At 39.1% G+C, this 14144-nt stretch carries 8 protein-coding genes; 5 read left to right on the forward strand and 3 right to left on the reverse strand.

Features of this window, described 5'->3' with window-relative positions; all coding sequences use genetic code 11:
• Positions 1 to 50 precede the first annotated feature (50 nt).
• Positions 51 to 965 (forward strand): hypothetical protein, encoded by a 915-nt coding sequence (locus tag JXQ92_RS04380; protein ID WP_421985366.1) that lies wholly within the window; start codon positions 51 to 53, stop codon positions 963 to 965.
• On the opposite strand, the gene JXQ92_RS04385 is transcribed toward JXQ92_RS04380, so the two are convergent.
• Positions 962 to 1732: a response regulator gene (locus JXQ92_RS04385; RefSeq protein WP_421985367.1), complete on the reverse strand. Its 771-nt coding sequence runs from the start codon at positions 1730 to 1732 to the stop codon at positions 962 to 964. The two genes, JXQ92_RS04380 and JXQ92_RS04385, sit on opposite strands and share 4 nt — an antisense overlap.
• A gap of 112 nt (positions 1733 to 1844) precedes the next feature.
• On the opposite strand from JXQ92_RS04385, the gene JXQ92_RS04390 reads away from it, so the two are divergent.
• Positions 1845 to 4880, forward strand: a complete 3036-nt coding sequence (locus JXQ92_RS04390) for a PAS domain-containing sensor histidine kinase (protein WP_421985368.1) — start codon at positions 1845 to 1847, stop codon at positions 4878 to 4880.
• A 13-nt stretch (positions 4881 to 4893) separates the two neighbouring features.
• On the opposite strand, the gene JXQ92_RS04395 is transcribed toward JXQ92_RS04390, so the two are convergent.
• Positions 4894 to 8574 carry a metallophosphoesterase gene (locus JXQ92_RS04395; protein WP_421985369.1) on the reverse strand — a complete coding sequence of 1227 codons (3681 nt, stop codon included), beginning with the start codon at positions 8572 to 8574 and terminating at the stop codon, positions 4894 to 4896.
• A 106-nt stretch (positions 8575 to 8680) separates the two neighbouring features.
• Positions 8681 to 9511: an SdiA-regulated domain-containing protein gene (locus JXQ92_RS04400; protein ID WP_421985370.1), complete on the reverse strand. Its 831-nt coding sequence runs from the start codon at positions 9509 to 9511 to the stop codon at positions 8681 to 8683.
• Positions 9512 to 9653: 142 nt separating this feature from the next.
• Between JXQ92_RS04400 and JXQ92_RS04405 the strand changes: the two genes are divergently transcribed.
• The 3 genes from JXQ92_RS04405 (at position 9654) to JXQ92_RS04415 (ending at position 14126) form a co-directional block, all read left to right on the forward strand.
• The gene (locus tag JXQ92_RS04405; RefSeq protein ID WP_421985371.1) at positions 9654 to 10877 is read left to right on the forward strand and encodes a Pycsar system effector family protein; all 1224 of its coding nucleotides are present in this window, start codon (positions 9654 to 9656) and stop codon (positions 10875 to 10877) included.
• Between the two features lie 35 nt (positions 10878 to 10912).
• On the forward strand, positions 10913 to 13312 hold the full coding sequence (locus JXQ92_RS04410; RefSeq protein WP_421985372.1) for an ABC transporter permease: 2400 nt from the start codon (positions 10913 to 10915) through the stop codon (positions 13310 to 13312).
• A 139-nt stretch (positions 13313 to 13451) separates the two neighbouring features.
• The gene (locus JXQ92_RS04415; protein ID WP_421985373.1) at positions 13452 to 14126 is read left to right on the forward strand and encodes an ABC transporter ATP-binding protein; all 675 of its coding nucleotides are present in this window, start codon (positions 13452 to 13454) and stop codon (positions 14124 to 14126) included.
• Positions 14127 to 14144 lie beyond the last annotated feature (18 nt).

Consider the following 14144-nt stretch of genomic DNA (forward strand, 5'->3'; position numbering starts at 1 on the left):
TAATAGCTAAAGTGATGCACAGAATTTCTGTAAACTCAATAAAGTTCATCATGAAAAGGATATTCGCTGCCTTAGTAGTTTTATCAATTTGTGCCAATGGTTGTAAAGATTCTGGCCAAGACACCAACCCTCAGTTGGATGACCAAGAATTGAGTGATCTATTTTCTGATAGACAGTCTTTAGGTGAAATTCAAATCTCTGATTTAGATGAAGCCTCAGGCTTAGCACACAGTAGGTCGAACCCACTTTATTTGTGGTCTCATAATGATAGCGGTGGAGATCCTGTACTTTTTCTGATGACTGAAGCGGGTGCAGATTCAGGTCGATTTGTGATTGATGGTGCTCAGAATTTGGACTGGGAAGATGTTGCCATCGGTACAGGGCCTGTTCCTAATACAAACTATTTATATGCAGGTGACATTGGCGATAACCGAGGAGAACGACCCAGTAGAGCTATATATAGGGTTCCAGAGCCAGATTTAAACGTGGCTGATATACCGGCTACTTCGACACTTTCCAACGTAGAAACGATTAATTATGTCTATGAAGATGGTCCGAGAGATGCAGAAGCACTTATGGTAGACCCTTCTTCTAATGATGTTTATATCGTCTCAAAAAGGGAGGCAAGCGTAATCCTTTATGTATTACCTTTTCCACAGAATTTAGCAGAGATGGATACTGCCGAAAGAGTTACCGTATTGCCATTTACTCAAATTACAGCGGCAGATATTTCCCTAGATGGTAGTCAAGTATTGATTAAAAATTATTTGAATATTTATCATTGGGTAAAAACTGGAAATGAAAGTATAGGAGAACTTTTAGCCACTACCCCTTCTAAACTCAATTATACTGTTGAGCCACAAGGCGAAGCCATAGCTTGGCATACCAATGGCAATCAGTTTTATACTATTAGTGAATTAGCAAATAATCAGCCGGTGGTACTTTACTCTTATAGTAGAAATTAACTAGCGCTAATCGTATTTAAGGTAGCCGTGAAAGCGTTGTAATAAGACCTTCCAATAGGAATCTTCTTTTCTCCCAAATAAACAAAGTTCGTATCAATAGCTGTTACAGCTTCAACAAGCACTACAAATGACTTATGAACACGTAAAAACCTGTCTTTAGGTAGTTTATCCGTTATTTCCTTTAAAGACTTTCTAATGGTATAATCTCTACCATCACTCGCATGAATGGTGATGTGGTTTCCATCCGCTTCAATCCAATGCAGGTCTTCGTACTTAACCTTTTCTAAAAGACTCTTTTTCTTAACAAAAATGGAATCGTTGCTATAAGTAGTTGGGTTGGCAGCAACCATAGGGCCGGCAGCAGCATTTCCAGCAACTCTGTTTTTATTAAACAAGGCTACCTCAATGGCCGCATACACGTCATCCTTAGTAAAAGGCTTTACAATAAAACCTAAAGGCTGCGTATGTTTAGCACGGTTAATCGTTTCTTTATCAGAATAAGATGTGATGTATACGAATGGAACCTTGTATTGCTCTTTAATGATAGCACCAAGCTCAATTCCGTCTTGATCTCCCTTTATTTTCACATCTAAGAGCACCAAATCAGGTCTAGAACTCTTTATTGCTTTGATGGCTTGGTTTGCGGAGTTGGCAATTTCCGTTTCTTCGTAGCCGAAAATACTTAACATTTCTTGTAGATTCTCCGCAATAAACGGTTCATCCTCGACAATCAATATCCTCGGACTTTGGCTATAGGCCTGTTCCATGTTAGAGACTTTATTTAGGTGAATATCTGAAATTATTATTTTAATTGGCTCAATACCATTAAAATAGTACTTTAAAAATAATCAATTTCATGGCTGACGAAGCAATAGTGTGATGGAAAACATTTTTAGGGATACTTTAAACGATTTTGCGGATGCGAAGAAGAGGGAGGTCGATCTATCCTCAGTTATCTCTAATCTTACAGAAACAGTCTGGTCGATAAATCTTACTTCAGAACCATATGAAATTATTTATCATAACGACCCCTTAGCTCAACATGGTAATATAGAGCAACTTGAATTACCCCCGAAAACCATTGAAGAATGGCAAAAACTAATTCATCCGGATGATAGAGATCGGGTTTTAGAAGAAATGGTTAATGCCCTTGGAACAGGTTTTGCGAGTTATTCCTACAGGGTAAAGAGAAAGGGCGTAGAATATCGGTACGCTAGAGATAGGGTAAGTGTATTTTTCGAAGATGATAGACCAATCAGAATTGATGGTATCAGTATTGACATTGACAGCATTCGAAGGTCAAGGTTGAACCTAGAGCTAAGCCAGCAACGCTTGAAAAGTATTGTTGATGCTTTACCAGATCCTGTTTTTATTTCTACAAAAGAGGGAGGTACTTCCATTTTTGCGAATGAAATACTCTTCAAAGTTTATGAAATGTCGCCTTCCGACTTCCTGGGAAAAAAGGTGATTCAGTTTTATGAAAATTTTGAGGGGAGAAAGGCTTATATAGAAGACCTTACGCGCTATGGCCATGTGCAGAATCATGAATTACTGCTAAAAAACAAGAATGGTGAATCGTTTTGGGTAAGCGCCTCTACGATGCCGCTTGAATTCCAAAATCAAGAATGTTTTATTACCATACTTCAAGATGTAACAGTAAGAAAGAACCTAGAACGAGAAATTAAGGAAAGTAATGAACGATATCAGCTGGCTGTTGAGGGTACAAACGATGTAATCTGGGAGTATGACTTTGTGTCTAAATACTCCTATTTATCACCACAATTCTGGGAAGGAATGGAAATACCTCCTGAAGTTAGGCCACTAGATGACAAGCTGATTTCGAAATATATAATTGCAGAGGAGGCGCAAGAATTTATTGATAAAATTAATGCCACTTATAAAGCGCAAGAAGGCGATCTAACCTTAGAGATTAGGCTTGTCGCTAAAAATGGAAGAATTATTTGGGCTCTTTTCAAGGCTCGAATTATTTACAATAGTCAAGGCAAACCGCAACGAGCTGTTGGATCATTATCCAATATCACTTCGCTAAAAGAAGCACAGTCTCAGTTGCAAGAAAGTGAAGCGAAATACAAGCTTATTTCCGAGAACTCGAGTGATTGTATTTGCCTGCATGAAGTTACAGGTGAGTTTGTTTTTGTAAGCCCATCTTCAACTGATGTATTAGGATACACGCCTGAAGAAATGCAAAAACTCGGCTTAGAAGAGTTTATTGAGGAAGAGAATAGAAACTTGCTTAGAGATACGATATTGTCTGTCATTAGAGGAGAGCAGAAAACGGCGACAATGGTGTATCAGGCTTACGATATCAATAACCAGAAGCAGTGGCTAGAAACCGTGGCAGGTGCCATTTTTGACAACGAAACCGAAAGGGCCATTTATCTCCAAACATCTACAAGAAACGTAACGGATAGAATTGAAGCGCAACAAAAGCTAAAAGAGAGCCAAGAACGATATAAGCTAATCACAGAAAATTCGAACGACATCGTATCACTTATGGATACTAAAGGAGATTATATCTTTATCTCACCTTCCATAAAAGATACAATGGGCTATGCGCCTGAAGAAATGTTGGGTAGAAATACCACTGAGTTTATTCATCCTGAAGACTTACCAATGATTGCTGGTTCCATGCAGGAGGCCATCGAAAATAAGGTTAAAGATAGCTCAGCTGAATTTAGGTTCCTTCATAAGTCTGGAGAATGGCGCTGGGTAAAAGTCACTGGAGGTATAATTCTCAATGATGAGGAGGAAGCAATTTACATACGTTCCAATAAAACAGATATTACCGAAAAGAAAATTACAGAAGACAAACTTAGAGAACAAGAAGAGCAGTATAAGTTGGTTTCTGAAAATTCAGGAGATGTAATTGCTCTACATGATCTCGCCGGAAACTTCACCTTTGTTTCTCCTTCTTGCTATCGATTAGCGGGTTTAACTGTGGAAGAAACAATGGCGATTACTGATGTCTATCAACATGTTCATCCAGAAGATAGCGAGAAATTAGGCCAAGCTATTAAAGATACCATCAAGAACGGAAGAAAAGATACCATTACGTCTTTCCGCCTGAAAAAGAAAGATGGTGAGTACCTCTGGGTGGGCATTTCTATGACCGCTATTCTAGATAGCGATCAGCGGACTAAATACATTCAATCTTCTACCCGAGACATTTCTGAAATTATTAAAGTTCTGGATAAAGAACGCCAGTTAAATAAACTCAAGTCAAGTTTCATATCTATGGCTTCGCACGAGTTTAGAACCCCATTAACCACTATTCAATCGAGTAATGAGTTAATTGCGATGTACTTAGATAAATCTAGTGTTCCAGTTGACTTAAAGCTTTCTAAACACGTAACCCGAATCAGAACAGAACTCGAGCGACTGAACTCACTACTGAAAGATGTCTTTACCTTGGGGAGGTTAGATGTTGGTAAAGCTAGACTGAATAAAGAGATTACTTCAATTACAGGTATTGCCAAGCAAGTGGTACTAGAAAACTCGGTGCCATTTAAGAATAGAGGTATTGATATAAAAACCGAAGGTAAGGAACGTCAGGTTTTGCTTGATAGTTTGCTGATAAGTCATGTGCTTTCTAACCTACTGAACAATGCCCTAAAATATTCAGTAGATAAAAAGAACCCAGAATTACTGATCTCTTTCGAGGAAAAATCTCTTCGATTGGCCATCACCGATTTTGGTATAGGCATACCAAAGAAAGATCAAGCTGGTCTTTTTGAATCCTTTTCTAGAGCGTCAAACGTAGGAGACATCGAAGGTACAGGCCTAGGCTTAGTTATTGTTAAACAGTTCGTTGAGATGCATGGTGGCACCATCGACTATGAAACAAAAGTGAATGAAGGGACTACTTTTACGGTAATTCTTCCAGACTTAAGCTAAACACAAAAGTGCCTTAAAAGTAGAAACCAAATTTAACCAAAGGCAATAACGATTCTTCTGACTTTGCTAAAAGTAAGTTTACAGCGAAGCTACCAAAAGGGGTGATATAAAATCCCCCTCCATAGCCATGGTGAAGCGTTTCAGAATCTTCGCCGTCAACCCAAACTTTACCAATATCATTGAAAAGTATTAAGCCAACTTTAGAAGGTAAGATATAGTTTCTCCATTCGAATAAGTCTATTCTTAAATCTACCTGATGGTAAAAGCTGCTTTCCCCAGCAAACCTAAATCTTCTATAACCTCTAAGCGTGTTAAAACCATCTAAAAGACTCGCCTGAAAGAACTCGAAGTCACCAAAACTTTTCTGATACCCCACTCTAGTAGCCAAAGAAGTTCTTTCGAATGGCCCGAGTGCCCAGCGGAAGGTCAGGTCGGAATTCCATTGTGCACTATTCTGCGAATTATCATTTAACCCACCATTATAGTTCAATGTAGTATTAAAAGTGATCCCTCGTTTTGGAACAACACCTTCCGTTTTAGTATCAAAATGCAAACCGATGCTGCCACCTAAATATTCTTTGCCATCGAATAAACCAGCCGCATCTAGTCCATTATTTGTGAAGTCACCAATAAAGCGATCTGTGCTCTCTTGGATTTCAATTCTTGAATAGTGAGTACCTAAATTCACGTTGCCCTTAGTGCCCAAGTTGATGTTTAGCGAAGGACTAATCGATACTTCTTGAAATCTTGTTCTATAGAAAGTCAAATCTAAGTCCTCATTATAATCAGTCTCATTTCCAAGCCCAAAGAAGTTATTTACAAAGTTGGGAGCTTTAATACTAGCATCTAAAAGGAAGTCAGCCTTACCGATGGCATCAGTAAATTCACCGCTATATTCAATATTATATGAAGATGTCGCTAAGGCATAATTGGCAGTAAAGCTTTGCTGTGATGCGAATGGCTCTTTTCTAAACCCATCCTTTTTGAACATCATTCCGGCGCCTATGAAAATACCGTCGTCAGGGTTAAAGTTGAACGACAATAGCGGCATCCTCACATCAAAGTCGAATTCCTCCATGTTGTACCTGTTGATATCAGGATCATTGTCCGTTCTAAGGTCTTTGGTTTCAAGGCTAGCATTTAATTCATTGCCTGTCAGCGCATCGTAAACGATCGTCTTTTTCTTACCGCTTTTTACATTGCTTTCGTCGGTGATTATGTCTTTGTCATCACCCGCGATAATTCTTATGATAATGCCCTTTTTTACCTCACCTTTTACTTTAAAAACGTCTTCACCTCCAAAGCCGAAAAGCCTAACCTCATCAGTAATCGAAGTTTTGAAAGTTCTGTCGTAAAGGACCTTGTCTAAGTTTCCTTTCTTAGTGATTTTTCTAACCAAAACGCGTGTGTTTTCATCATCAATTCGTTCAACTTCGAATTGCTCGCGCTTATCGCTACCCAAAACATCAACGCCTTTAGAGATAAATCGAAAGTATTCTTCGGCCGATTTAGCCAGCTGGTCTCTTCTAGTTTTTAACTTTCTAATAATCTCTTTTCCGCGGAGATCATAAATCTCGTCAGGCCAAATTCTGATAGCGTCTTCAATTACTTTATCAGTTAAAGCTTCCTTGAGTTCATTGGCCTGGTAAATCCAGTCTTCTAAAGAAGGCTCTGTCATAAAATACCTATCGAACCACCTAATTCTATAGAAGCCATAGGCAGGGGTATAGCTGATTTCCTCTTCGAAACCTTTAAATGCAGGTTGTGCCCATTTTGAAGCGGCTAACTTTTTGAAGGCACCTTCGCCAGCAAAGAATACTTGGTCTCTATCTCTAGGAATAGGTTTATAAGTCTTTTCATCGTCTTTGCCGTCATATTCAATCCAACGCCACTGATCATCATGCCTGTCCCAATCGCCTAACCACATGTCGAAAAGTCTGTTTCTAACAACAAACTTTTGGTCAACCATATTATCGTTGTCTTTTTTAAGCTTAGCGTATAAATCTGGGCTAGAAATTACGTCATCCGCTGCGCCGAACATTTCTTCTTTTGCCTGTTTTTTATTCACTCGTTCTTCAAAAATGGCGAGTGAATTAGCGAGCTCTTTTCTGTAGATTCCAAATCTCGGATCGTCTGGTATGAAGACAATTTTTGGGTTCGCATGAAAAATACCCGCAGCATCAGCCAAAGGCGGTACAACTAATGGGGCATAAGGGTGAGAGGCAGAAATTCCATCTTGAACTACGCTTTTGATAAATGTATTTCGGAGTTCAGGTGGCAGCGTTAAAGCTGGATTCTTATCCATCGATCGGAGCACATATTGCTTGCCATCAGCTGCTTTTAATCGAAGCGATGTGGTTTGGTGTCCGCCACCTTTTTGGATTACCGATAACCCTCCTTTTTCTGTAGCAATATCAAAAATTGGGAAGTTTAGCTCAGCCGCCCATTCCTTCCGATGGTTTTCTCCCAATAGTGATTTATGAAACTTAGACCTTCCTATATATTTCTTACTTGCAGCAAAGACAGTATCCTTCCCTTGAAAAGAAATATTACTATATGCTTTTAAAAGATCTTCTGGCTTAGGGCTAAAAGGCTTTTCAGAAATCACAGTATTATAAATCGATTTTGCCTCATTATTTTCTGGTGTAAAGAAGTGTAATTCTGTGCGACCATTTTCAAAGTAATCAAGCCTTGCAAACCCCATTGTATTTGCCGCAAACTGAGCATCGCCTTTTTGCTTAACATGTGCATTATTTTTTGCACCAGCACCACTTACGATAAAGTGCATACCCTCTTTTTCAATATGCTCTAGGGCGTGCTCATGACCTGCAACGTGAACAATGTCTGGGTGCTCCGACATCAGTGAAACCATACCATCTCTAAACCTCTTATACTGTGGATGGGAGGTGTCTTGAATATTGCCAAACCATTTTCTATAGAGGGGATAAATAGAACCAAGTACTGGCAGTGGTAAGTAGAAGTTTTTGAGCTTTTTTGAAGCAGTAAGTGGGAACAAATGATCTTTAAAGCTAAAAACACCACCATGAATCCCATAGGTGTACATCGGGTGATGCGTAGCCACAATTACTTTTTTATGAGCGTTTCGTTTTAAAGCATCTTGAAATAAGGCGGCTACTTGGGTAAGACTTAATACGCCACAACCTAGAGTCGGTTTGTTACTCTTATGTAAGAACCATTGCGTATCAACTAAGATTAATGTCATCTTATCGTTCAGTTCTACTTCAACTGGTCCCGGACAGCCTCTTGAAGGCAACCATACATCGGCACTATCCAAGGCATTTTCTACATACTGTTCTTGCAATCTCAGCCACTCTAAACCATTGTCCCGTCCTTGTGCCCAATCATGGTTCCCTGGTACAAATACTATATTACCCTTAAAATCTTTTACTGCATTTATTTGCCCATCTGCGGCTTTTTCCGCTTCGCGACGCAATGGGTGCCCTACAGGAGGCATCCCTTTCGGGTAGATATTATCGCCTAAAAAGACGACGCTACCTTTGTTGCCAACTTTATCCAGTTCCTTTTTTAACAACTCGAGTACTGGGTTTTCATAAGGCTCACCAGCATCTCCAATCAAGAATACTGAATGGATTGGTTTGTCTTGGTATGCATTTGTTGAATTAAAACCGAAGAGTAAGAGAAGCGTGAAAGCGAATAGCAGGCGGATTTTCATGTTAGTGAGAAGTTTGGCTGATGTAGTAACCGTTCTTGACTTAAAATAATTCTTTTCAAAGAAACATATGCTACAAAAAAGATAATATTCTTGCGCATTTGGGTTGTCAATTCGCCTTAAATTTCAAGACTACCCCACCTTCACCATCTACTTCGCTAGAAATAAACATATCGCCGTTGGGGGCAAATGCGATCCCCTCAGGTTGAGGGAAAATTGTGCTTTTGAGCTTGCTTAAGTGTAATGGCTCACCTTCTGGGCTACACACGAGCAGTGATTGACCTGCTGCAGCAATGATATATACTTCCCTTGTAAGAGGGTGCACTGCTACCCCTGACGGTTTGAATTTGTATTTATCGCCAAGAACCCGTTTTAAATCTTTATGCTTTACAATATGAATGGGAGTCTTTTTAAATTTTTCAGTTTCCAAATGAAAACCATAAATCGCTTTTCCCTTTACGCTTACGTCTTTGATATCACCATCCTCTTTTAAGGCGAATAAAAGGTGACCTGTCTGTGCATCATAACCTAAGCCTTCCACATTATTACCAGAATCGAAAGGAGTCTTTATTTTCTCAACAACGCCTTCCATTTTCACATTGAACCTATAAAGTTTTCCGTTGCTTTCGATGGCGTAGATATAATCACCTACACGTTCTAATCCTTCAAAATCACCATTCCCTTCAAACCGAACCCGATGTACAATTTTCTTTGTATTTAAATCAAGCACATACATTCTCCCCTTCTCATCGTTGAGCATCGCCAATTGATCTTTTTGGTAGAACGTAAGCGCAGAAACCTCTTCTAGATACTCAGGTAGTACATAGCGTTCGTCCGGATTATCAATGTCGTAAGCCAATTTGTTCTGCTCCTGACTTACAAGCCCAAAAGAATTTGAGAGCAAGAATAAAATAAAGAAGGTCTTAAACGTTTTTTTCATGATTGATGGAACAAAAATACGCAGCTTATGATTCATCATATATACTAGACTTGTCTTATTGTAACCTATAAGTCAAACAAAAAGGGTCATTGTATGTAATTTAAAATGAGCAGCTTATATTTATACGCTTTAAAACCTAATTGTGGCAGGCAATAATATTGTAGAAAAAACTGAGGCATACGCCAAATCAATTCTGGAAAATGAGATTCCAGAAAAGTTCGTATATCACGACGACTACCATACGAGTAGAGTTGTAAAGGCGAGCCAAATGATTGGTAAAGAATGTGGCTTGGGTGAAGATGATATTGAGGTACTTACTATTGCTGCTTGGTTTCATGATACGGGTTATCGTGAGGGTTGCGAAAACCATGAACAGTCAAGCGCCAAAATCGCAAAGAACTTTCTAGAAGAAGCGTCTTATCCGGAGGATAAAATTGCAAAAGTAGTTGGTTGTATTGCGGCTACAAAAATGCCGCAAAGCCCCAAGAATTTACTTGAGCAAGTAATATGCGATGCCGATTTGCATCACCTGGCATGTGATGACTATCAAAAGATGGCCGCTAAAATGCACAAGGAAGTTGAGCATATGAAAGGCCAAGAAATTGCCGATGACGACTGGAATGAGATGAATTATAAATTCTTCAAAGACCATGAGTTTTTTACATCGTATGGCAAGCAATTTCTGGGGCCAATAAAAGATCAAAATTTGCAGACAATAAAAAAGGCGTACAAAAGCAAAAAGAAAGAGGCCAAGTACATAGCCGAGCTGGAAGCAAAAGTGACTAAACTTGAGAAAAAAGTTACTTTAAAGCCAGATAGAGGTGTAGAAACTATGTTTCGAACCACTTCGAAAAACCATCTGGAATTGAGTGCAATGGCTGACAATAAGGCCAACATTATGATTTCGGTAAACACCATTATTCTTTCAGTAGTTGTTTCAGTATTGATCAGAAAACTGAATGAATATCCTAACCTAGTTATACCAACTATAATGTTGGTTGTGGTGTGTCTTACCACAATTGTATTGGCTATTTTGGCGACGCGACCGAATGTGTCTTCTGGTGTTTTTACCGACGATGACGTATTGGATAGAAAAACCAACTTATTATTCTTCGGAAACTTCCATAAAATGAAACTCGATCGGTACGATTGGGCGATGAAAGAAATGATGAAGGACGCAGATTACCTTTATGGTAGTATGATCAAAGATATTTACTTTCTGGGCGTAGTGCTTGGTAAGAAATACAAACTTCTTCGTGGTTGTTATACCACGTTCATGATCGGCTTTGTACTCTCCATACTAGCATTTGTATGTGCAATGTTGCTTTTTCCACCGCAGGAACAAGGTGGGTTTTACACTTTTTAGAAAAAGCGTAGCTTAGTTATACTAAGTCAATCGCTATGCTCAAGAATTATTTTTTAATCGTCCTTCGTACAATTCGTAAAAACCCTGGATATGCCGGTGTTAATATCCTCGGTCTCACACTAGGTATCACTGCCTTTCTGCTGATTGTGCTCGTTGTTAGGTACGAAACCAGTTACGACAAATTCCACACAGATAGCGATAAGATTTTCCGAATTAATAATGAGCTTCAGCTTTCCAGCGGAAATTATAAATATCCCAACACAGGCTCAGCATTAGGGCCCGCTTTATATAATGAGCTGCCAGAAGTGACTGCCTTTACAAGAATAGGTGCCGCTGGTCAGCAGATCATTATTGAGGTTGATACCGAACTTTTTAAAGAAGAAGATCACTTTTTTGCGGATTCCACTTTCCTAGAATTTTTCAATTTTGAGCTCCTAAGGGGCCAAGCCACTGAAGTACTCGATGATCCAAACACAGTAGTGCTCACAGAATCTGCCGCCATGCGCTATTTTGGATCTTTAGATGTTGTTGGTAAAGAGTTCACCGTAAAAGGCGGAAATGATATAAATTATACCGTTACGGGACTTTTAAAAGACCTTCCGAAGAATTCACACATTCAGTTTCAAATGCTATTGTCAATTGAAACTTTAAGGAGTCTGGGCAATGCTTTGAATGGCTGGAACGGAAACGGCTTTTATACATATATCAGGATAACTGACCCTATGCATGCCGATAGAGTTTCTGCCAAAATGATTGAACTTAGAGATAAGAATGTTCCGGAAGAACAGCGAAACACTTTTAACCCTGATTTAACGGCCTTTGAAGACATCCACTTAAAATCAAACCTGAGGAATGAAATTGTAACGAATGGTAGCATGGATGTTGTTTATATTTTTACAGCCATCGCCGTTTTCGTTTTATTGATTGCCGGTATTAATTACATGAATTTAGCCACTGCAAGATCGGCAAAAAGAGCTCAGGAAGTGGGGATTCGAAAGGTACTAGGGGCCTACAAAAAACAGCTTGTCACTCAGTTTTTAAGTGAGTCGATTATTCTGACCATAATATCTACCCTGCTTTCTATTGGTCTAGTATTGTTATTAATTACCCCTTTTGGAAACTATATAAACAAGACATTGACAGCCGATATGATCTTGAATCCAGAAGTGATTGGATTACTCATGGGCGTTGTGCTCATTATTGGCTTTGGTTCGGGCTTTTATCCCGCGTTGTTCCTATCCGCCTTTAGACCTGCTATTGTATTGAAAGGAAAATTGATTCCGGGAATGGGTAGCTCAGGTTTTTTCCGAAAAGCACTTGTAGTTTTTCAGTTTGTTATCAGTATAGTAATGATGATAGGCACAACAATGGTTTACAACCAACTTAGCTTCATGAAGAATAAGTCTTTGGGTTTTCAGAAGGACAATATTCTGGTGGTATCCAATACAAACCAAGCCATTACCCCTCAGCTCAACACTTTTAAGAACGAACTTATCAATCACACGAATATTGAAGGTGTAACAGCCACCCTGAGCAAACCTGGTGGTTTAAGACCCATCATGTTTGTTAAATCAGAAAATGTACTTGATGATGAAGGCGGACTCAACCTGGCCGGAATTAACATTGATTTTGACTACATGAAAACCATGGAAGTTGAGGTTGTGGAGGGAAGAGATTTTGATCCCAAAACTCCCACTGACTCTACTGCTGCTATCATTATCAACAGGCAAGCCGCACGTGAGTTGAATTTGGATAACCCTGTTGGAGAAATGATTGAGGTTAGAAATTTTCAAGGACAATGGGAAAAGAAAAGAATCATCGGATTAATTGATAACATCAATTTTGAGCCCTTACAACGTAAAACAGAATCGTGCTTTTACGCAAATTTCTTACCTAACTATCAGCACCTTTTTATCAAGTTAGGTGATAATAATACTAATGAAACGATTCGCTATGTTCAAGAGCAGTGGTCTAGATTTGCGCCAGCTCAGCCATTCGAATATTCTTTCTTGGAAGATGACCTGAATGAACTTTACAGTGCTGAGGAAGAGTTAAGTCAAATTATCATCTATTTCGCCATTTTAGCGATTAGTATCGCTTGTTTAGGCTTATTTGGTTTGGCTTCATTTTCAACCGAGCAACGCATTAAAGAAATTGGTGTTCGCAAGGTGCTTGGTGCTTCCTTGGCACAAGTACTTTATCTATTGTCAAAAGATTTTGCCGCGCTCATTATCATAGCTATTCTTATTGCTTCACCAGTAGCCTATTACCTTGCCAATTGGTGGTTACAGAATTTTGCATTTGCCGTTGGCTTGTCAGCCACCACCTTCTTATTTGCTGGTTTTGGCGCTTTAGCCATAGCCCTTTTAACGGTAAGTTATAAAACCACTATGGCGGCTAAATCAAATCCAGTGAAAGCATTAAGATCGGAATGAGAGTGTCATAATCGAACAAGGGTGAACGGGAACGTACATATTTCAAGGCTCTGATATTCGCTTAAAGCCGAAAATCAATATATTAGCTCTTGGCATATAAATTGGTAAATGCTTGAGGTCAAAACTTTAAACAAGACAAATGATAAAACTACAAGACATAGATAAGTATATAGACTCTAAATATCAGAGAACTTTTATTCTGAAAGGAATAGATCTAGAAATCGAGCAGGGTGAATTTGTAACCATTATGGGTCCCAGTGGTGCAGGTAAATCTACTTTAATGAATATCATTGGTATGTTAGACGAACCTTCTTCAGGTGAATACTACTTCTTCGATGAGCCTATTCATAAAATGAAAGAACGAAAGCGTTCAGACTTACATAAACATCATATTGGTTTTGTATTTCAAGCTTACCACTTGATCGACGAATTGACTGTATACGAAAACATTGAAACGCCACTTTTATACAAAGGGGTTAAGTCTTCGGAAAGAAAAAGTTTAGTGGCAGAAATGCTAGATCGCTTCCAAATGGTAGCGAAAAAGGACTTGTTTCCAGAGCAACTTTCTGGTGGGCAACAGCAATTAGTAGGTGTGGCTAGGGCACTAATAGGTCAGCCAAAACTTTTATTGGCAGATGAGCCTACTGGTAACCTTCACTCAGATCAAGCTGAAGAAATCATGGAGCTTTTCCAGAAGCTAAATGAGGAAGGTATGACGATTATTCAAGTGACCCACTCCAAGGCAAATGCAGCTTATGGAAAACGTACTATCAATCTGGTCGATGGTGGTATGGATAGAGACGACAGGCACTAGCCATTGAAAAGCAAAATA

This window comes from Roseivirga sp. (assembly GCF_049099775.1).
Taxonomy (GTDB): domain Bacteria; phylum Bacteroidota; class Bacteroidia; order Cytophagales; family Cyclobacteriaceae; genus Roseivirga.

What these genes read in the sequence shown, in the direction of transcription:
- JXQ92_RS04380 (WP_421985366.1), top strand. Translation starts at nt 51, where the DNA reads ATGAAAAGGATATTCGCTGCCTTAGTAGTTTTATCAATTTGTGCCAAT.
- JXQ92_RS04385 (WP_421985367.1), bottom strand. Translation starts at nt 1,732, where the DNA reads ATGGAACAGGCCTATAGCCAAAGTCCGAGGATATTGATTGTCGAGGAT.
- JXQ92_RS04390 (WP_421985368.1), top strand. Translation starts at nt 1,845, where the DNA reads ATGGAAAACATTTTTAGGGATACTTTAAACGATTTTGCGGATGCGAAG.
- JXQ92_RS04395 (WP_421985369.1), bottom strand. Translation starts at nt 8,574, where the DNA reads ATGAAAATCCGCCTGCTATTCGCTTTCACGCTTCTCTTACTCTTCGGT.
- JXQ92_RS04400 (WP_421985370.1), bottom strand. Translation starts at nt 9,511, where the DNA reads ATGAAAAAAACGTTTAAGACCTTCTTTATTTTATTCTTGCTCTCAAAT.
- JXQ92_RS04410 (WP_421985372.1), top strand. Translation starts at nt 10,913, where the DNA reads ATGCTCAAGAATTATTTTTTAATCGTCCTTCGTACAATTCGTAAAAAC.
- JXQ92_RS04415 (WP_421985373.1), top strand. Translation starts at nt 13,452, where the DNA reads ATGATAAAACTACAAGACATAGATAAGTATATAGACTCTAAATATCAG.